General features: G+C 72.5%; 16 protein-coding genes and 1 pseudogene. 13 read left to right on the top strand and 4 right to left on the bottom strand.

All coding sequences use genetic code 11. The features are described 5' to 3' along the window. Both SZN_RS08710 and SZN_RS08705 read right to left on the bottom strand, forming a co-directional pair. A pseudogene (locus tag SZN_RS08710) lies at positions 1–1065 on the bottom strand (tetratricopeptide repeat protein); the annotation flags it as partial. After that, a complete protein-coding gene (locus tag SZN_RS08705) occupies positions 1065–2900 on the bottom strand; it encodes an HSP90 family protein (RefSeq protein ID WP_043729378.1) in 1836 nt (611 codons plus the stop codon). The pseudogene SZN_RS08710 and the gene SZN_RS08705, both read right to left, overlap by 1 nt. A 186-nt stretch (positions 2901–3086) precedes the next feature. Here SZN_RS08705 and recG point away from each other — a divergent pair, with 186 nt between their 5' ends. From recG to mutM, 8 genes are all read left to right on the top strand, one after another. Continuing rightward, positions 3087–5294: an ATP-dependent DNA helicase RecG gene (gene recG, locus SZN_RS08700; protein ID WP_007493401.1), complete on the top strand. Its 2208-nt coding sequence runs from the start codon at positions 3087–3089 to the stop codon at positions 5292–5294. Between the two features lie 79 nt (positions 5295–5373). Then, on the top strand, positions 5374–5961 hold the full coding sequence (gene rsmD / locus SZN_RS08695; RefSeq protein ID WP_007493400.1) for a 16S rRNA (guanine(966)-N(2))-methyltransferase RsmD: 588 nt from the start codon (positions 5374–5376) through the stop codon (positions 5959–5961). Positions 5962–5987: 26 nt separating this feature from the next. After that, the gene (coaD, locus tag SZN_RS08690; RefSeq protein WP_007493399.1) at positions 5988–6467 is read left to right on the top strand and encodes a pantetheine-phosphate adenylyltransferase; all 480 of its coding nucleotides are present in this window, start codon (positions 5988–5990) and stop codon (positions 6465–6467) included. 58 nt (positions 6468–6525) lie between these two features. Further along, the gene (locus SZN_RS08685; RefSeq protein WP_043729385.1) at positions 6526–7638 is read left to right on the top strand and encodes an ATP synthase subunit B family protein; all 1113 of its coding nucleotides are present in this window, start codon (positions 6526–6528) and stop codon (positions 7636–7638) included. Positions 7639–7774: 136 nt separating this feature from the next. Then, positions 7775–8419: a YceD family protein gene (locus SZN_RS08680; protein WP_007493397.1), complete on the top strand. Its 645-nt coding sequence runs from the start codon at positions 7775–7777 to the stop codon at positions 8417–8419. A gap of 2 nt (positions 8420–8421) precedes the next feature. Next, positions 8422–8595: a 50S ribosomal protein L32 gene (gene rpmF, locus SZN_RS08675; RefSeq protein ID WP_007493396.1), complete on the top strand. Its 174-nt coding sequence runs from the start codon at positions 8422–8424 to the stop codon at positions 8593–8595. 7 nt (positions 8596–8602) lie between these two features. Then, complete coding sequence (gene rnc / locus SZN_RS08670) at positions 8603–9397, top strand: ribonuclease III (protein WP_425274423.1); 795 nt, start codon at positions 8603–8605, stop codon at positions 9395–9397. Between the two features lie 83 nt (positions 9398–9480). After that, positions 9481–10341, top strand: coding sequence for a bifunctional DNA-formamidopyrimidine glycosylase/DNA-(apurinic or apyrimidinic site) lyase (gene mutM / locus SZN_RS08665; protein ID WP_007493386.1), 861 nt, complete (start codon positions 9481–9483; stop codon positions 10339–10341). Here the strand turns inward: mutM and SZN_RS08660 are convergent. Then, positions 10314–10715 (bottom strand): winged helix-turn-helix transcriptional regulator, encoded by a 402-nt coding sequence (locus tag SZN_RS08660; RefSeq protein ID WP_007493384.1) that lies wholly within the window; start codon positions 10713–10715, stop codon positions 10314–10316. The genes mutM and SZN_RS08660 overlap by 28 nt on opposite strands. Before the next feature lie 106 nt (positions 10716–10821). Between SZN_RS08660 and SZN_RS08655 the strand changes: the two genes are divergently transcribed. Beyond that, positions 10822–11412, top strand: coding sequence for a flavodoxin family protein (locus SZN_RS08655; RefSeq protein ID WP_043729372.1), 591 nt, complete (start codon positions 10822–10824; stop codon positions 11410–11412). Between the two features lie 173 nt (positions 11413–11585). On the opposite strand, the gene SZN_RS08650 is transcribed toward SZN_RS08655, so the two are convergent. Beyond that, on the bottom strand, positions 11586–12743 hold the full coding sequence (locus SZN_RS08650) for a CAP domain-containing protein (RefSeq protein ID WP_043729381.1): 1158 nt from the start codon (positions 12741–12743) through the stop codon (positions 11586–11588). 156 nt (positions 12744–12899) lie between these two features. Here SZN_RS08650 and SZN_RS08645 point away from each other — a divergent pair, with 156 nt between their 5' ends. The 4 genes from SZN_RS08645 to SZN_RS08630 all read left to right on the top strand — a co-directional run bounded on the left by SZN_RS08645 (position 12900) and on the right by SZN_RS08630 (position 19210). Next, a complete protein-coding gene (locus SZN_RS08645; RefSeq protein ID WP_043729368.1) occupies positions 12900–13181 on the top strand; it encodes an acylphosphatase in 282 nt (93 codons plus the stop codon). 380 nt (positions 13182–13561) lie between these two features. Beyond that, complete coding sequence (locus SZN_RS08640) at positions 13562–13765, top strand: hypothetical protein (protein ID WP_007493378.1); 204 nt, start codon at positions 13562–13564, stop codon at positions 13763–13765. 288 nt (positions 13766–14053) lie between these two features. Beyond that, complete coding sequence (gene smc / locus SZN_RS08635; protein WP_007493375.1) at positions 14054–17608, top strand: chromosome segregation protein SMC; 3555 nt, start codon at positions 14054–14056, stop codon at positions 17606–17608. Positions 17609–17794: 186 nt separating this feature from the next. Beyond that, positions 17795–19210 carry a sugar porter family MFS transporter gene (locus SZN_RS08630; protein ID WP_007493374.1) on the top strand — a complete coding sequence of 472 codons (1416 nt, stop codon included), beginning with the start codon at positions 17795–17797 and terminating at the stop codon, positions 19208–19210. Positions 19211–19213: the final 3 nt, after the last annotated feature.

Here is a 19213-nt window from a genome sequence, read left to right as displayed (position 1 = left end):
CATGCGCGCGCGTGCCCGTTCGCCGACGTACGCCGTGCCGTTGCGCGCGTCGAAGAGCGCCGCCAGAGCCAGCGCCTCCTCGCGCGCGTGGACGGCGAGTCCGCCCGCGGTCCACGCGCGCCCCGCCGGACCGGGCACCGGCCGGTCGTCCGGGCCGAGCGCGCACAGCCGGTCCATCAGCAGCGCCACCACGGTCAGGAAGTCCAGCCTGCTGCGCGGCTGGCCGTCGTCGGTGAAGTACGCCTGCCGCTCCGCCAGCAGCTCCAGCGCGCGTGCCTCGTTGCCGGTCAGCGCGCAGAACTCGACATGGTCCGCGTAGGCCGCGCGCATGCTCTCCATCGGCCGTACGAGCCTGAGGCCCCGCAGGTGGTTGGCGCGCGCCTCGTCCGCGCGCCCGAGGCGCAGCAGCGGCGCCAGCGACGAGGCGAGGACCGTGTGCGGCTCGTGCGCGCAGCCGAACTCGCCCTCCAGGACGGGCGCCCACAGCCGCAGCGCCTCCTCGTCCCGGCCCCGCACGACCTGCCACCAGCCCTGCCCGTGCAGCTCGCACGCGTGGCAGTCGGCCATGTCGTCGCGGTCGGCGGCCAGCCAGGACGTGTACGCCCGCTCCGCCCGCGCCAGGTCGCCGACATGTGCCGCCACGCTGAACTCCGCGCTGCGCACCGCCCGTTCGGAGTGCCCGGCGAGGCGGTAGCGGTGCTCCATCTCGCCGAGCCACTTCTCGACGGAGGCCAGCGGGATGTGCGGCTGGTCGAGCATTCCGGCCGACATCCACTTGAAGACCCAGTGCAGCGTGTGCGTCTCGTACGCGTCGAAGTCCCCGGGCCGCTCGTCCCACAGGCGCAGCAGGCGCGCGAAGGGGACGAACATCTTCGCCTTCTCGGAGCTGTAGTTGTAGACCTTCAGCTGGTGCCCGAGGGCCTCGATCACCGCCAGCGGGACGTTCAGCCGCTCGGCCTCGGCGAGCAGGTGCTCCGCGCGCGCGTTGCGAGCGGGCCCCTCCGGCCGCTCGCCGTTCTCCGCCATCGCCCGGCGCAGTGCGTCGAAGTCCGCGATCTCACTCATCAGCGCCCGTCCTCGCCGTTGGTGGCCCACTCCAGCAGGCCGATGAAGGACCGGTTCAGCAGCGCCGAGTCGGCGGGCCTCAGCGGCCGCTGCGCCCTGAGCAGCGCCTGCCCGTACAAGGACTCGGTGGCCGTGCCGATCAGTTCCGGATCGCCCAGCGAGGCGATCCGCCGCACCAGCGGGTTGAGGTGGTTGAGCACCAGCCGCGCGCGGGGCGCCCCGCCCCGCAGCGAGCCGAGGATGCCCGCCCACAGGTCGCCGGCCTGCTCCTCGGCCTGCGCGCGCGCCTGCTCGTGCCGCGCCGCCCGGTCGTCCAGGTGCAGCGCGGGCACCGACAGCGGATGGAAGGCGCGCAGCACGACGTCGCAGCCGAGCGGGTCCAGCTGGGCCCGCGCGGCCGTCAGGAACGCCGAAAGGGCCAGCTCCTCGGCCGGCTCCACGGCGTCCAGATGGGCGGTCACCGTGTCCGCGTCCAGCTCCGCGACGACCGTGCCCGGCCGCACCGAGGGCAGCGCCTCGACCAGTTCGCTGTCGTAGGTGTAGCCGCCGTTGACGACCCCCACGCCCTGCGCGGCCGCGATCGGCGCGACCTGCCGGTACTCCTCGACGGTCCGCGTGAAGTGCACCACGCGGTGCCGCTGCGCGAACTCCTCCAGGGACAGCCTGCCGTCGCTCGTCTCGAACGGCAGCCACGGCAGCATCGTGCGCAGCATCTCCCGGTCGTGCCGCGCGAGCGACTTCACGCCCAGGTGGTGCACCTCCAGGAAGGCGGCCAGCCGCTCCGGGTCGCCGGCCGCCAGTCCGGTCAGCCAGGACCGGATGCGCTCACCGAGCGCCTCGCGCACCGCCGCCAGCGTCTCGTCCTCGTACAGCGACTCGCGCGAGGCCGTGGGCCGCAGGCTGTCGGTGTCCAGCACACAGCGCACGAAGAACGCCCAGTCGGGCAGCAGCTGTTCGGCCCGCTCGGTCAGGAGCATGCCCTTGAGGTGGACGCGGTGCCCGGCCCGCTGCGCCGGGCTGACCGCGGAGGGCAGCACGTACGCCACCCCGCGGATTCCCGCGAGCGGCACGTCGAGGCCGACGCAGTCCAGCGGCGTGAAGCCGAACAGGTCCCGGCAGTGCCGCGCGAGCGCCACCCGGCGGGCGGCGGGGGAGGGGTAGGGCCGGTCCCAGGGCGCCGGGAGGTCGGTGACCGCCTCGTCCCCGACCCGCACGTCGTACGGCAGCAGGGAGCCGAAGTCCCGTGCCAGGGCGAGGACCCGCTCCGGCGCCAGCCACTCCGCGGCCCCGGCCCGCGCCACCAGGTGCACGGTCGTGCCCGGTTCGGCGCGGGCGTCCTGCGGCAGCGTGCGCACGCGGTACGAACCGTCGTCCGTCGCCGTCCACTCCACGGGCGGCGCGTCCGGGGTGCGGGCGCTGCGGCTGACCACCCTGATCCGCTCCGCGACCACGAAGCAGGCCAGCAGGCCGATGCCGAACTGGCCCAGGAAGCCGGACCTGGCCTCCTGGAGGGACTCGGCGCGCTTGGAGCTGCGGCCGATCGTCGCGAGGAGGTCGTGCACGTCCGCCTCGGTGAGCCCGACCCCGGAGTCCTCGACGCGCAGCGACCCCGCCTCGGCGTACAGCCGTACCAGGGCGGGGGCCCCGGGCTCCTGCGCGCGCCGGGCCGTGATGGCGTCGACGGCGTTCTGCAGCAGCTCGCGCAGATAGACCTTCGGACTGGAGTACAGGTGATGGGAGAGCAGGTCCACCAGACCGCGCAGGTCGACCTGGAACGTGTGAGGCGACCGGGAGGGCCGGGGTGCCTGGGATGACTGTGAGGTCTGGGAGTCCATCGTCACGGCGCCGTTGGGGGGAGGGGGCGACGGCGCGGGGTCGGGCGGTCCCGGTGAGGCGGTGACCGCGAAAGGCCGGAGCGCGCCATCCTAGGGCCGGAACCAACCGTCTGACCAGGGGTTTCCGCGACGTTTACCTTCAGCGCCGACGCCACCTCCACGGCAATGTCAGTGCCGTGGTGTGGAATGGATCCCGTGCCCGCGCTGGAAGAACCACTGAAGAAGGTGCTCGGCCCCGCCACCGCGAAGGTGATGGCCGAGCACCTCGGCCTGCACACGGTCGGCGACCTGCTGCACCACTACCCCCGCCGCTACGAGGAGCGCGGCCAGCTCACCCACCTCGCCGACCTCCCCATGGACGAGCACGTCACGGTGGTCGCCATGGTGGCCGACGCCCGCCTGCACACCTTCGCCTCGTCCAAGGCCCCCCGGGGCAAGGGCCAGCGCCTCGAAGTCACCATCACCGACGGCAGCGGCCGGCTCCAACTGGTCTTCTTCGGCAACGGCGTTCACAAGCCCCACAAGGATCTCCTGCCGGGCACCCGCGCGATGTTCGCGGGCAAGGTCTCCGTCTTCAACCGCCGCCTCCAACTGGCCCACCCCGCCTACGAACTGCTGCGGGGCGAGGGCGAGGAGTCCGTCGAGAGCTGGGCGGGCGCGCTGATCCCGCTCTACCCCGCCACCGCGAAGCTGGAGTCCTGGAAGATCGGCAAGGCGATCCAGACGGTGCTGCCCGGCGCGCAGGAGGCGGTCGACCCGCTGCCCGCCGCCCTGCGCGAGGGCCGCGCCCTGGTCACCCTCCCCGAGGCCCTCCTCAAGATCCACCGCCCGCACACCAAGGCCGACATCGAGGACGCCCGCGCCCGGCTGAAGTGGGACGAGGCATTCGTCCTCCAGGTCGCCCTCGCCCGCCGCAGGCACGCCGACGGCCAGCTCCCCGCGGTCCCGCGCCGCCCCGCCCCCGACGGCCTCCTCACCGCCTTCGACGCCCGGCTGCCCTTCACCCTCACCGAGGGCCAGCGCAAGGTCTCCGCGGAGATCTTCGCCGACCTGGCGACCGACCACCCGATGCACCGGCTGCTCCAGGGCGAGGTCGGATCGGGCAAGACCATGGTGGCGCTGCGCGCCATGCTCGCCGTCGTGGACGCCGGGGGCCAGGCGGCCATGCTCGCCCCGACCGAGGTGCTCGCCCAGCAGCACCACCGGTCCGTCGTGGAGATGATGGGCGGGCTGGCCGAGGGCGGCATGCTCGGCGGGGCCGAACAGGCGACCAAGGTCGTCCTGCTGACCGGGTCCATGGGCGCCGCCGCCCGCCGGCAGGCCCTGCTCGACCTCGTCACGGGCGAGGCGGGCATCGTGATCGGCACCCACGCGCTGATCGAGGACAAGGTGCGGTTCCACGACCTGGGGCTGGTCGTGGTGGACGAGCAGCACCGCTTCGGCGTCGAGCAGCGCGACGCCCTGCGCGGCAAGGGCAACCAGCCGCCCCACCTGCTGGTCATGACGGCCACACCCATCCCGCGCACGGTCGCCATGACGGTCTTCGGCGATCTGGAGACCTCCGTCCTCGACCAGCTGCCCGCGGGCCGCTCGCCGATCGCCTCGCACGTCGTGCCGGCCGCCGACAAGCCGCACTTCCTCGCCCGCGCCTGGGAGCGGGTGCGCGAGGAGGTCGGCAAGGGCCATCAGGCGTACGTCGTCTGCCCCCGCATCGGGGACGAGGAGGACGACCCGAAGAAGGCGGCCGGGAAGAAGTCCCCCGAGGACGAGGCCGAGAAGCGGCCCCCGCTCGCCGTCCTGGACACGGCCGACCAGCTCGCCCGCGGCCCCCTCCAGGGCCTCGCGGTGGAGGTGCTGCACGGCCGTATGGCCCCGGACGACAAGGACGCCGTCATGCGCCGCTTCGCCGCGGGCGAGACCGACGTCCTGGTCGCCACGACGGTCATCGAGGTGGGGGTGAACGTGCCGAACGCCACCGCCATGGTGATCATGGACGCCGACCGCTTCGGCGTCTCCCAGCTCCACCAGCTGCGCGGCCGGGTCGGCCGCGGCGCCGCCCCCGGTCTGTGCCTCCTGGTCAGCGAGATGCCGGAGGCGAGCCCCGCCCGGCAGCGCCTGACCGCGGTGGCCGCCACCCTCGACGGCTTCGCGCTCTCCCGTATCGACCTCGAACAGCGCCGCGAGGGCGACGTCCTCGGCCAGGCCCAGTCCGGCGCCCGCACCAGCCTGCGGATGCTGGCGGTCATCGAGGACGAGGAGATCATCGCCGAGGCCCGCGAGGAGGCGACGGGCCTGGTGGCGCGCGACCCGGAGCTGACCCGGCTGCCCGGCCTGCGCACGGCGCTGGACGCCCTGCTCGACGAGGAGCGCGAGCAGTTCCTGGAAAAGGGGTGAGCGGGGACGCCCCAGGCACGCGGGGAACCGCGCGACCAGCCACACTTGAACCCAAAGCCGCCCACCCCGAGGACCACAGATGACCCGCGTGATCGCCGGCGCAGCCGGCGGACGTCGCCTGGCAGTCCCGCCAGGACAAGGCACCCGTCCCACCTCCGACCGCGCGCGCGAGGGTCTCTTCTCCACCTGGCAGTCGCTCCTCGGCGGCCCGCTGAAGGGGGAGCGGGTCCTCGACCTGTACGCCGGTTCCGGCGCGGTCGGCCTGGAGGCGCTCTCGCGCGGCGCCTCCCACACCCTCCTCGTCGAGGCCGACGCCCGCGCCGCCCGCGTCGTCCGGGAGAACGTGCGCGGTCTCGGTCTCCCCGGCGCGGAGGTGCGGTCGGGCAAAGCGGAGCAGATCATCCGGAACCCGGCCCCGGCCGAGCCGTACGACCTCGTCTTCCTCGACCCCCCGTACGCCGTCCCGGACGGCGATCTTCGCGAGATCCTGCTCACACTCCGCTCCGGAGGCTGGCTCGCGCCCGAGGCGCTCGTCACCGTGGAGCGCAGCACCAGAGGCGGTGAGTTCGGCTGGCCCGACGGCTTCGAGGCGATCCGGGCCCGCCGCTACGGCGAGGGAACGTTTTGGTACGGTCGCGCCGCCTCTACGTGCGAAGACGCACGATGACCGGACCGGAGAGCGAGGGATCACAAGTGCGCCGCGCCGTCTGTCCCGGGTCGTTCGACCCGATCACCAACGGACATCTCGACATCATCTCCCGCGCCTCCAGGCTGTACGACGAGGTCTACGTCGCCGTCATGATCAACAAGGCCAAGAAGGGCCTGTTCGAGGTCGACGAGCGGCTGGATCTGATCCGCCAGGTCACCGCCGAGTACGGCAACGTCCGGATCGAGGCATTCCACGGCCTCCTGGTCGACTTCTGCAAGCAGCGCGAGATCCCGGCGATCGTCAAGGGCCTGCGCGCGGTCAGCGACTTCGACTACGAGCTGCAGATGGCCCAGATGAACAACGGCCTGTCGGGCGTGGAGACGCTGTTCGTCCCCACCAACCCCACCTACAGCTTCCTCTCGTCGTCCCTGGTCAAGGAGGTCGCCACCTGGGGAGGCGACGTCTCGCACCTGGTGCCGCCGGTGGTCCTGGAGGCGCTCGACGAGCGCCTGCGCAAGCGCTGAGGGGGCTACAGTCGTGGAGTCCGTCTCCATCACGGCTGTAGAGAGTGGCGAGCACACGGTGGACGTGCAGAAGAAGCTCGACGAGATCGTCGCCGCGGTCTCCGGTGCCCGGTCGATGCCCATGTCGGCCTCGTGCGTGGTCAACCGCGCCGAACTGCTCGACCTGCTCGAAGAGGTCCGCAAGGCCCTGCCCGGTTCGCTCGCCCAGGCCCAGGAACTGATCGGCGGCCGTGAGCAGATGGTCGAGGAGGCCCGCCGGGAGGCCGAGCGGATCATCCGGGGAGCCCACGCCGAGCGCGGCTCCCTGATCTCCGGCACCGAGGTCGCCCGCCGCTCGCAGGGCGAGGCGGACCGCATCCTCGCCGAGGCCGGCAGGCAGGCCGAGGAGGTCCGCGCGGAGGCCGACGAGTACGTCGACTCCAAGCTCGCCAACTTCGAGGTCGTGCTCACCAAGACCCTCGGCTCCGTCGGGCGCGGCCGCGAGAAGCTCCTCGGCACCGGCCCCGGCACCGACGAGAACGGCCACGAGGACGAGGACGCCCCCGAGCGCAGCCACGACCCGCAGACCCTGCGCCGCAGCGCCGACGCGTACATCGACGTCAAGCTCGGCGCGTTCGAGGCGGTCCTCGCCAAGACCCTGGAGGCCGTCGTCCGCGGGCGCGAGAAGCTGCACGGCCGCATCGCCACCGACGACCTCGGCGCCCTCGCCGACGACACCGGCACCGTCCAGCACTCCAGCGACGCCGACTACCTCGCCGACCTCGCCGCGCTCGCCCGGCGGGAGACCGCGGCGGCGGACCAGCCGGCGGCGGCCGTGCCCCCGCAGCCCGCGTACCGGCCGCAGCCGCCCGCCGCGCCCGTCCAGCCCGCCTACGAGCCGCAGCCGGCCTACGGCTACCAGCAGACCGGCACCTACGGCGGCTACCCGCAGCAGCCGGCCTACGCCCAGCAGCAGGACCCCTACGGCTACCAGCAGGCCGACCCGTACGCCTACCAGGGCTACGACCCGCAGCAGGCGTCCTACGAGCCGCAGCAGGCCCAGGCCCAGGTCCCGGGCCAGGCCCAGGGCCAGGGCCACCAGGCGTACGCGCTCGACGAGACCAGCCTCTTCGACACCGGCATGATCACTCCGGAGCAGCTGAGGGCGTACGAGCAGGGCCGCGGCCAGTAGCGCCGCACCGGATTGGGCCATGAGCGAAAGGTCCAGTATCCTGGCTCTTCGGTCGCGTGTACGTCCGCGATCTCCGCTGCCCGCACCACCGAGGGGCAGTGATCTCCGAGCTCAGCAGATCGAAAGCAGGAACGGCGTGACAGCCCGCCTCGACCACCGCAACCCCCTCGTGTTCGACACGCACGAGCTGGGACGGCGGCCCGGTGCGCTGCAGCGCCTGACCCGCACGGTCGACGCTCCCAAGGATCTCGGCATCCAGGGAGTCGTCGGAGTGCCGGAAGGCGCCCCGGTCGAGCTCGAACTCCGCCTTGAGTCGGTCATGGAAGGGGTGCTCGTCACAGGCACCGCCCGTGCACGGGCCGAGGGGGAGTGCGTAAGGTGTCTGGAGCCGCTTCAGCTCGATGCGGAGGCGGACTTCCAGGAGATGTTCTCGTACCCTGACGCCGACGACCGGGGCCGCGCCACTGCGGAACCGGGCGACGACGCCGAGGACGACGAGGACAGGCTCTTTCTCGAGGACGGCCTGTTCGGCCTCGAACCCGTGCTGCGTGATGCGGTGGTGCTCGCACTGCCGATGCAGCCGGTGTGCCAGGACGACTGCCCGGGACTGTGCGCCGACTGCGGCGCACGCCTCGCGGACGACCCGGACCACCACCACGACGCCGTCGACATCCGTTGGGCGGCACTGCAGGGACTCGCCGGTTCACTCGGAGACGGCGAGAACGACGAGATCAGCGGCGCCGACGCGGAAGCGGGCGCCGACGAGAAGCAGGAGAAGTAGCCGTGGCTGTTCCGAAGCGGAAGATGTCGCGCAGCAACACGCGCCACCGCCGGTCGCAGTGGAAGGCTGCGGTCCCCACCCTGGTTGCGTGCGAGCGCTGCCACGAGCCCAAGCTGCAGCACATCGCGTGCCCGTCTTGCGGCACCTACAACAAGCGCCAGGTCCTCGAGGTCTGAGCGGCTGGTGAGAGGCACTGTGTCCACGCCCAGGAAGAACGCAGCGGACAACCAGGCCTCGTCCCACACGCTGTTGGAAGGGCGGCTCGGGTACCAGCTCGAGTCCGCCCTTCTGGTGCGTGCGCTGACCCATCGCTCGTACGCGTACGAGAACGGCGGTCTGCCGACCAACGAGCGCCTGGAGTTCCTCGGGGACTCCGTGCTCGGCCTCGTGGTCACGGACACGCTGTACCGGACCCACCCCGACCTGCCCGAAGGCCAGTTGGCCAAGTTGCGGGCCGCGGTGGTCAACTCGCGTGCGCTGGCGGAGGTCGGCCGCGGGCTCGACCTGGGCTCCTTCATCCGGCTCGGCCGCGGTGAAGAGGGCACGGGCGGCCGGGACAAGGCATCCATCCTCGCCGACACCCTGGAAGCGGTGATCGGCGCGGTCTATCTCGACCAGGGCCTGGACGCGGCGGGGGAGCTCGTGCACCGCCTGTTCGACCCCCTGATCGAGAAGTCCTCGAATCTCGGTGCCGGCCTGGACTGGAAGACCAGTCTCCAGGAGCTGACCGCGACCGAGGGGCTCGGCGTCCCCGAGTACCTGGTCACGGAGACCGGCCCCGACCACGAGAAGACCTTCACCGCTGCCGCCCGCGTCGGAGGCGTCTCGTACGGCACCGGCACCGGCCGCAGCAAGAAGGAGGCGGAGCAGCAGGCGGCGGAGTCCGCCTGGCTGTCGATCAAGGCCGCCGCGGACGAGCGTGCCGGAGCGGCGCCGTCCGCCGCCGAGCACGACGCCGACGCGTCGGCGTCCGCCTGACCGAAACAGCACGGCCCGAGTGCCCGCACCCCGCCGAGGGGCGGGCACTCGGACCGTACCCGCGAGGTGCGTACGGGGGTCCCATGCCCGAGTTGCCCGAGGTCGAGGTCGTCCGGCGCGGCCTGGAGCGGTGGGTCGCCCACCGCACCGTCGCCGACGCCGAGGTGCTGCACCCGCGCGCGGTGCGCCGCCACCTCACCGGCGCGGACGACTTCGCGCACCGGCTCAAGGGGCACCGGATCGGCACCCCGAGCCGGCGCGGCAAGTACCTGTGGCTGCCGCTGGAGGACACCGGCCAGTCGGTCCTGGCGCACCTCGGCATGAGCGGCCAGCTGCTGGTCCAGCCGCACGAGGCGCCCGCCGAGAAGCACCTGCGCGTCAGGGTCCGCTTCGCCGACGACCTCGGCACGGAACTGCGCTTCGTCGACCAGCGCACCTTCGGCGGCCTGTCGCTGCACGACACCACCCCCGGCGGACTGCCGGACGTCATCGCCCACATCGCCCGCGATCCGCTCGACCCGCTCTTCGACGACGAACTCTTCGTCCAGGCGCTGCGCCGCAGGCGGACGACCGTCAAACGGGCCCTGCTCGACCAGTCGTTGATCAGCGGTGTCGGCAACATCTACGCGGACGAGGCGCTGTGGCGCGCCCGCCTCCACTACGACCGCCCCACCCCGGCCCTCACCCGCCCCCGTGTGCTCGAACTCCTCGGCCACGCCCGGGACGTGATGAACGCCGCGCTGTCGGTGGGCGGCACGAGTTTCGACAGCCTGTACGTCAACGTCAACGGCGAGTCCGGCTACTTCGACCGCTCGCTCGACGCCTACGGCCGCGAGGGTCTGCCGTGCGGCCGCTGCGGCACCGCGATACGCAGGCGGGCCTGGATGAACAGGTCCAGCTACTTCTGCCCGAGGTGTCAGAGGGCGCCGCGCGTCTCGTCGTAGTGCCGGCGTGCCGCGAGCACGTCGTCCATCTGCCCCTCCACGAAGTGGATGAGGCCCGTCAGCCGCTCGGCCACGCCGCGGCCCATCGGGGTCAGTTCGTAGTCCACGCGCGGCGGATTCGTCGGCTGGGCCTCGCGGTGCACCAGTCCGTCGCGCTCCAGCGCGTGCAGGGTCTGCGACAGCATCTTCTCGCTGACGCCGTCCACCCGGCGGCGCAGCTCGTTGAAGCGCAGCGAGCCCTCGAACAGGGCGCACAGCGTCAGCCCGCCCCAGCGGCCCGTGACGTGCTCCAGCGTGCCGCGTGACGGGCAGGACTTGGCGAACACGTTGTACGGGAGGTCCTGCGCCTGTCCGGGCTCCGTCGTGGTCTCCATATCGCAAGCATACTCGAATGCAGCGCTAACCCGTAGGTTGCACTAACTAGAAGTTAGTGCTTTCCTGGGGTCACCGCCAACGACCTGCCTATTCAGGAGTGCCTTAGTGACTTCCCCTGTCGTGTCCATCGCTTACCACTCCGGCTTCGGCCACACCGCCGTCATCGCCGAGGCCGTGCGCGCGGGCGCCGCGGAGGCCGGCGCCCAGGTGCACCTGATCAAGGTGGACGAGATCACCGAGGAGCAGTGGGCCACCCTCGACGCCTCGGACGCCATCGTGTTCGGATCGCCCACCTACATGGGCACCGCGTCCGGCGCCTTCCACGCCTTCGCGGAGGCCACCTCCAAGCGCTGGGCCGAGCGGGCCTGGGCGGACAAGCTGGCCGCGGGCTTCACCAACTCCGCCTCCAAGAGCGGCGACAAGCTCCACACGCTCCAGTACTTCCAGATCCTCGCCGCCCAGCTCGGCATGCACTGGATCAACCTCGGACTGCTCCCCGGCTGGAACCACAGCGCCGGCTCCGAGAACGACCTCAACCGCCTCGGCGTCTTCGCCGGCGCCGCCGCCCAGACCAACGCGGACGAGGGTGTCGAGGCGGTGCACAAGGCCGACGTCGCCACGGCCGAGCACCTGGGCCGCCGCGTGGCCGAGACCGCGACGGTCTTCGCCCACGGCCGCGCGGCGGTCGCCGTCTGAGCCGTCTGAGCTGTCAGGGCCGTCTGAGCTGTCAGGGCCGTCCGTCGGCCGCGCACCCGCCGGGTCCGAGACCTGCGGGCCCCGCGTGAAGCCCGCACACACGCGCGCGTGGGGCGCCCTCCCGCATCGAGGAGGGCGCCCCACGCGCGTGTGCGGATGTGTCCGCGGCAGGCTCAGTAGCCGAAGTTCTGTGTCCACCAAGGGCCGCCGGCGCTCAGGTCCACGCCGACGCCCAGGGTCTTGAAGTCGCAGTTCAGGATGTTCGCCCGGTGACCGGGGCTGTTCATCCATGCCTGCATCACCGCGGCGGCGTCCGCCTGGCCGCGGGCTATGTTCTCGGCGGCCAGGCCGGTGACGCCGGCCTTCGCGGCCCGGTCCCAGGGGGAGGCGCCGTCGGGGTCGGTGTGGTCGAAGAAGCCGCGCTTCGCCATGTCCTCGGTGAAGTTCTGCGCGAGGTCGGACAGCCCGCTGTTGGCGGCGACCGGGCTGCAGCCCGCCTGGACCCGCTCGACGTTGACGAGCCTCAGCACCTCGGCCGAGGCGGCGGCCTCCGCGGACACCGTCACCGGCGCCTCGGTCCTCTGTGCGCCGCGAGGCGGTTCCGGCTTCTTCTCCGGGGCCTTCGCCGCCTTGCGGGACGGCGTCCGGGCCGGCTTCTCGCCGGGTGTCGCCGACGGCTTCTCCGACGGGGTCTTCGAGGGCGCGGCCGACGACGACGGCGGCGTCGACGGCGTCGGCGAGCCGGGCCGCCGCACCTCGGGGCTCGTGGGGCCGCCGCTCGGCAGTTCCCCGGCGCTCCCCGACGTGCCGCCCAGCTCGCTGGGCAGGTTGGTCGGGCTGTCGGCAGCCTGCACCCGGTCCGCGCCGCTGCCGCCGCCGAGCTTGTAGTCGCCGATGCCGGGGACCACGCCCGTGGCCACCGCGACGGTGCCCAGGGCGACCGCCGCAGAGACGCCGAGCAGCCCGGTCTTCACCGGGGCGACGGCCTTCTTCTTTCGGCGTCGGTGACCGCCGCCCGGCCGCGGGGCCCCGGCGTCGGGGCTGAAGCCGGCACTGCGGAACACGGCCGTCCCGTCGTCCGGGAAGGTCGTGGCGGCGGTGAGCCGGTCGTAGCCGTCGCGGCCGTCTTCCGAGGCGAACAGGTACGCGTCGCTCCTGGCGTAGGCCTCCGCGTACGCCTCCGGGTTCAGGTAGGGCGCGATGCCCATGACGGGGCGGTCGCCGTTCGGGTTCAGCGGGTCGCGGCTCTGCGTGTCCGAGCCGTCCGTCCGCGTGACGCCCGGGGCGCGGCCTCCGGCGCGGTCGGCGTCGGAGCGTCGGTGGCGTCCCATGTCCTGGCCTTCCTCGTCCCTGCGGTCGGTCTCGACGTCCTCACACAACTCACACGATCGAGTGAGTTTCATATGAGATTCATTGGGTCGGGACGGTACCGCATGGCGCCGGGGGAGGAAGTGCCCTGTGCGACATCGGACCGCTAGGTTGCCGTCATGAGCGAGGATGTGCGGTTGGTCGCCTGGGTGCGCGGACGGGTCCAGGGCGTGGGTTTCCGCTGGTTCACACGGGCCAAGGCCCTGGAGATCGGCGGGCTGAGTGGTTTTGCTCTCAATCTGGACGACGGCCGGGTGCAGGTGGTCGCGGAGGGCGCCCGCGGCGGCTGCGAGGGACTCCTCGACTGGCTCCAGGGCGACGACACGCCCGGACGGGTGGACGGCGTCACCGAGATCTGGGACACACCTCGCGGCGGGTACGACGGCTTCGCCATCCGCTGAGCCGGATCCGCGAACCGGCCCCCGAGCGGGCGCGGGCATCCGCTCGCGGCGCCCGCCCCCGGTGAAAAGCGGCAGGTGGTTGCCAAGAACGGCCCGTAGTGGCAGGCTCGCCCCCCACGGATGACCGCCGTGCCCCCAGGGGCCCGCAGGAGTCGCCGCACCGCCGCGGGCCGGGCGGGCGCCCCGGGTTTCCCGCCGATACGGGCTGTGATCGTGTTGACCGTCAAACTTTTTGGTGAGACGCTGAAAGCCCCGCGCACCTCAGCTGTTTGGCGTGGCTGAACGGCAGCACATCTCCTGTCCGTCAGGCAGCCGCGGGTGCGAATCCCTCACGACCCACACCGCTTCGGTCGGTCACTCAGTGTGGAGGACCATCCATCATGGCAAAGGCGCTTCTCGGTTACGTCGGCGGCTCCGACCCGCGACTCCTCGCCGAGATGCGACGGCTCCAGCAGCGTGTCCAGGACCTGGAATCCGAGCTCGGCCGGATCCAGGCGGAGAACGACGCGCTGCAGGCTGCCGCTTCTCACGACAGGATCATGGAGAGCATCGACGCACACCAGGCGGAGCCTGCGCTCACCTGATCACTGCACCGCTCCACGACAGCACCGCATTGGTCGGGGTGCCCGTATCCAACCGCTCAGTCGTCGGACGGCCGGTCCCCTCGGCCGTCGGAAGTCGCAAGGGACGCCTCGGCGTCCCTTCTTTCTTGTCGTCTGCGCCCCCGTCGCCCCGTGGTGCCCGCCCCGCCTCCGCGGGTTGTCGGCCCGCGCATCCTTTCACCCTCTTCACGTCTGGTGTGCCCTGCGCGTTCAACGGCGAAACCGTTCGTTCATGGAGCGGGACATCCCCGGGCGGTAGAGTCCGGCGGCGTGCACCTCAAGGCCCTGACCCTCCGGGGGTTCAAGTCGTTCGCCTCGGCGACCACGCTCCGGTTCGAGCCCGGCATCACGTGTGTCGTCGGCCCGAACGGGTCGGGCAAGTCCAACGTCGTGGACGCCCTCAGCTGGGTCATGGGCGAGCAGGGCGCGAAGTCGCTGCGCGGCGGCAAGATGGAGGACGTCATCTTCGCCGGCACCACCGGCCGCCCTCCGCTGGGGCGTGCCGAGGTGTCCCTGACCATCGACAACTCCGACGGCGCGCTGCCCATCGAGTACGCCGAGGTCACCATCACGCGGATCATGTTCCGCAACGGCGGCAGCGAGTACCAGATCAACGGCGACACCTGTCGTCTGCTGGACATCCAGGAGCTGCTCTCCGACTCCGGCATCGGCCGTGAGATGCACGTCATCGTCGGCCAGGGCCAGCTCGATTCCGTCCTGCACGCGGACCCCATGGGGCGGCGCGCCTTCATCGAGGAGGCCGCCGGCGTCCTCAAGCACCGCAAGCGCAAGGAGAAGGCGCTGCGCAAGCTGGACGCGATGCAGGCCAACCTCGCGCGCGTGCAGGACCTCACCGACGAACTGCGCCGCCAGCTCAAGCCCCTGGGCCGCCAGGCCGCCGTCGCCCGCAGGGCCGCCGTCATCCAGGCCGACCTGCGCGACGCCCGGCTGCGCCTGCTCGCCGACGACCTCGTACGGCTGCGCCAGGCGCTGCGGGCCGAGGTCGCCGACGAGGCCGCCCTGAAGGAGCGCAAGGAGAGCGCCGAGCAGGAGCTGCGCCGGGCCCTCCAGCGCGAGGGCGCGCTGGAGGACGAGGTGCGGCAGCTGGCCCCCCGGCTGCACCGCGCCCAGCAGACCTGGTACGAGCTCTCGCAGCTCGCCGAGCGGGTGCGCGGCACGGTCTCACTGGCCGACGCGCGCGTGAAGAGCGCGACGTCCGCGCCGCCGGAGGAGCGCCGCGGCCGCGACCCCGAGGACATGGAGCGCGAGGCCGCCCGCGTCCGTGAGCAGGAGGCCGAGCTGGAAGCGGCGCTGGAGGCGGCCGAACGTGCCCTGGAGGACACCGTCGCCCACCGCGCCGACCTGGAGCGTGAACTCGCCCTGGAGGAGCGCCGGCTGAAGGACGCCGCCCGTGCCATCGCCGACCGCCGCGAAGGGCTCGCCCGGCTGAACGGGCAGGTCAACGCGGCCCGTTCACGCGCCGCCGCGGCCCAGTCCGAGATCGACCGGCTCGCCGCCGCGCGCGACGCGGCCCAGGAGCGCGCCGCCGCCGCCCAGCAGGAGTACGAGGTGCTGCGGGCGGAGGTCGACGGACTCGACGCGGGGGACGCCGAACTCGCCGGGCGGCACGAGAGCGCGAGGGCCCGGCTCGCGGAGGCCGAGGCCGCCCTCACCGAGGCACGCGAGGCGGTCACCGCGACCGAGCGGCGGCGTGCCGCGACCCAGGCCCGCCACGAGGCGCTGGCGCTGGGCCTGCGCCGCAAGGACGGCACCGGGAGCCTGCTCGGCGCCCGCGACCGGCTGACCGGCCTCCTCGGCCCGGCGGCGGAACTGCTGACCGTCACCCCCGGCCACGAGACCGCGCTGACGGCCGCGTTCGGCGCGGCGGCGGACGCGGTCGCCGTCAGCTCACCGGCCGCCGCCGCGGAGGCGATCCGGCTGCTGCGCAAACAGGACGGCGGACGGGCCGCGCTCCTGCCGGCCGGCGCCCCGGGCGGCGTACCCGACGAGCCGCGCGGGGACGGGCTGACGTATGCCGCGGACCTGGTCGCGGGCCCCGGGGAGCTGCTGCCCGCCGTACGCCGGCTGCTGCGCGGCATCGTCGTCGTCGGCACCCTGGAGGACGCGGAGGACCTGGTCCACGCGCACCCCGCGCTCACCGCGGTGACCGCCGAGGGCGACCTGCTGGGCGCGCACTTCGCGCACGGCGGTTCCGCCGGGGCGCCGAGCCTGATCGAGGTGCGGGCCTCCGTGGACGAGGCCGCCGACGAACTGGAGCGGCTCGCCGTGCGGTGCGAGGAGCTGACCGGGGCGCAGCACGCGGCGGCCGGGCGGCGTGCCGAGTGCGCTGCGCTGGTGGAGGAGCTGGGGGAGCGGCGCAGGACCGCGGACCGGGAGAAGTCGGCCGTCGCGCAGCAGCTCGGCGGGCTCGCCGGGCAGGCGCGCGGTGCCGCGGGCGAGGCCGAGCGCTCGGTCGCCGCCGCCGCGCGCGCCCAGGAGGCGCTCGACAAGGCACTCGGGGACGCCGAGGAGCTGGCCGAACGGCTGGCCGTCGCCGAGGAGATGCCGGTCGACGAGGAGCCCGACACCTCGGCGCGGGACCGGCTCGCGGCCGACGGCGCCAACGCGCGCCAGACCGAGATGGAGGCCCGCCTCCAGGTCCGTACCCACGAGGAACGCGTCAAGGGGCTGGCCGGACGCGCCGACTCGCTGGACCGGGCCGCCCGCGCGGAGCGTGAGGCACGCGCGCGTGCCGAGCAGCGCACGGCCCGGCTGCGGCACGAGGCGGCCGTCGCGCAGGCCGTGGCCTCCGGCGCCCGGCAGCTGCTCGCGCACGTCGAGGTGTCCCTGGCCCGCGCCGAGCGGGAGCGCGCCGCGGCGGAGGCGGCGAAGGCCCGCCGTGAGCAGGAGCTCGCCGCCGCCCGTACCGCGGGCCGCGACGTCAAGGCCGAACTCGACAAGCTGACCGACTCCGTGCACCGCGGCGAGGTTCTGGGCGCCGAGAAGCGGATGCGGATCGAGCAGCTGGAGACCAGGGCGCTGGAGGAGCTGGGCGTGGAGCCGGCGGGCCTCGTCTCCGAGTACGGCCCGCACCAGCCGGTGCCGCCGTCGCCGCCCGCCGATGGTGAGGAACTGCCCGAGGACCCCGGGCACCCGCGCAACCAGCCCCGGCGGTTCGCGCGCGCCGAGCAGGAGAAGCGGCTCAAGGCGGCCGAGCGCGCCTACCAGCAGCTCGGCAAGGTCAACCCGCTGGCGCTGGAGGAGTTCGCGGCGCTGGAGGAGCGGCACAATTTCCTCAGTGAGCAGTTGGAGGACCTGAGGAAGACGCGCGCGGATCTGCTCCAGGTCGTCAAGGAGGTCGACGAGCGCGTCGAGCAGGTCTTCACCGAGGCGTACCGGGACACCGCCCGTGAGTTCGAGGGCGTCTTCAGCCGGCTGTTCCCCGGCGGCGAGGGGCGGCTGGTCCTCACCGACCCCGACAACATGCTCACCACCGGCATCGACGTCGAGGCCCGCCCGCCGGGCAAGAAGGTCAAGCGGCTCAGCCTGCTCTCCGGCGGCGAGCGGTCGCTGACGGCCGTCGCCATGCTGGTGTCGATCTTCAAGGCCCGGCCCAGCCCGTTCTACGTCATGGACGAGGTCGAGGCCGCTCTCGACGACACCAACCTCCAGCGGCTGATCCGCATCATGCAGGAGCTGCAGGAGGCCTCGCAGCTCATCGTGATCACGCACCAGAAGCGCACGATGGAGGTCGCCGACGCGCTGTACGGCGTCTCCATGCAGGGCGACGGCGTCTCGAAGGTCATCAGCCAGCGGCTCCGCTGACCTCCTCCGTTTCTTCAAGGAATGAACACGTGTCGCTTCGTCACGTCTCGAATCTCACAGTCGTACCGGTAACGACTTCGGAACCTGAAGGAATAGGGTCTGCAACGTTGTTCTTGTCTTCAGATATCGCCATCTGAAGCGGCTGACCCCCACCCGGCAGTGTTGCCGGTGGCCCGAGGAGTACACGTGACCAGCACAGCGAAGGCCCCCACGCCGGCGGGCAGGACGGCGCACCCCGAACATCTGGGGCACGTCGTCTTCATCACCGCGGCGGCCGCCATGGGCGGCTTCCTCTTCGGCTACGACAGCTCCGTCATCAACGGGGCCAACGGCGGCATCCAGGCCCGGTTCGACCTCAGCTCCGGGGTCACCGGCACCGTCGCCGCCAGTGCCCTGCTCGGCAGCGCCCTGGGCGCCGCGATCGCCGGCCGCATAGCCGACCGCATCGGCCGGATCCGCGTCATGCAGATCGCGGCGGTGCTGTTCGCCGTGAGCGCCGTCGGCTCCGCCCTGCCCTTCGCCGCCTGGGACCTCGCCGCCTGGCGCGTCCTCGGCGGCATCGCCATCGGCATGGCCTCCGTGATCGGCCCGGCCTACATCGCCGAGGTCGCCCCGCCCGCCTACCGGGGCCGGCTCGCCTCCTTCCAGCAGGCGGCCATCGTCATCGGCATCGCGGTCTCCCAGCTCGTGAACTGGGCGATCCTCAACCTGGCCGACGGCAGGGAGCGCGGCACGGTCGCGGGCCTGGAAGCCTGGCAGTGGATGCTCGGCGTGATGCTCCTGCCGGCCCTCGTCTACGGCCTGCTGTCGTTCGCCATCCCCGAGTCCCCGCGCTTCCTGATCGGCGCCGGCCGCATCGGCGACGCCAGGAAGGTCCTCGCCGACGTCGAGGGCGGCGTCGACCTGGACGCCCGTGTCGCCGAGATCGAGCGGGCCATGCGCGGCGACCACAAGTCGACGTTCAAGGACCTGCTCGGCGGCCGGTTCGGCCTGCTGCCCATCGTGTGGATCGGCATCGGCCTCTCCGTCTTCCAGCAGCTGGTCGGCATCAACGTCATCTTCTACTACTCGAACCTGCTGTGGCAGTCCGTCGGCGTCGACCCGTCGAGCTCGTTCTTCTACTCGTTCGAGACCTCGATCGTCAACATCATCGGCACCGTGATCGCGATGATCTTCGTGGACCGCATCGGCCGCAGGCCGCTCGCGCTCATCGGCTCCGTCGGCATGGGCATCTCGCTCGCGGCGGCGGCCTGGTCCTTCTCGTTCCAGAACGGCAGCGACCCGCTGCCGGCCGCGCAGGGCTACGTGGCGCTGATCGCCGCCAACGCCTTCGTGCTCTTCTTCGCCCTCTCCTGGGGCGTGGTCGTCTGGGTCATGCTGGGCGAGGTCTTCCCGAACAGGATCCGCGCCGCCGCCCTGGGCGTGGCCGCCTCGGCCCAGTGGATCGCCAACTGGGTCGTCACGATCACCTTCCCGGACCTCGCGGAGTGGAACCTGTCGCTCACCTACGTCATGTACGCGGTGTTCGCCTTCCTCTCCATCCCGTTCATCCTCAGGTTCGTGCCCGAGACCAAGGGCAAGAAGCTGGAGGAGATGGGCTGAGCG

This window comes from Streptomyces zinciresistens K42, assembly GCF_000225525.1.
GTDB classification, from domain to species: Bacteria; Actinomycetota; Actinomycetes; order Streptomycetales; family Streptomycetaceae; genus Streptomyces; species Streptomyces zinciresistens.
This window is presented reverse-complemented; position numbering and strand designations above follow the sequence as displayed.

Excerpts from the sequence above, each read along its gene's own strand:
- SZN_RS08705 (WP_043729378.1), bottom strand. The coding sequence starts at position 2,900 with ATGGACTCCCAGACCTCACAGTCATCCCAGGCACCCCGGCCCTCCCGG.
- recG (WP_007493401.1), top strand. The coding sequence starts at position 3,087 with ATGGATCCCGTGCCCGCGCTGGAAGAACCACTGAAGAAGGTGCTCGGC.
- rsmD (WP_007493400.1), top strand. The coding sequence starts at position 5,374 with ATGACCCGCGTGATCGCCGGCGCAGCCGGCGGACGTCGCCTGGCAGTC.
- mutM (WP_007493386.1), top strand. The coding sequence starts at position 9,481 with ATGCCCGAGTTGCCCGAGGTCGAGGTCGTCCGGCGCGGCCTGGAGCGG.
- SZN_RS08660 (WP_007493384.1), bottom strand. The coding sequence starts at position 10,715 with ATGGAGACCACGACGGAGCCCGGACAGGCGCAGGACCTCCCGTACAAC.
- SZN_RS08650 (WP_043729381.1), bottom strand. The coding sequence starts at position 12,743 with ATGGGACGCCACCGACGCTCCGACGCCGACCGCGCCGGAGGCCGCGCC.
- SZN_RS08645 (WP_043729368.1), top strand. The coding sequence starts at position 12,900 with ATGAGCGAGGATGTGCGGTTGGTCGCCTGGGTGCGCGGACGGGTCCAG.
- SZN_RS08640 (WP_007493378.1), top strand. The coding sequence starts at position 13,562 with ATGGCAAAGGCGCTTCTCGGTTACGTCGGCGGCTCCGACCCGCGACTC.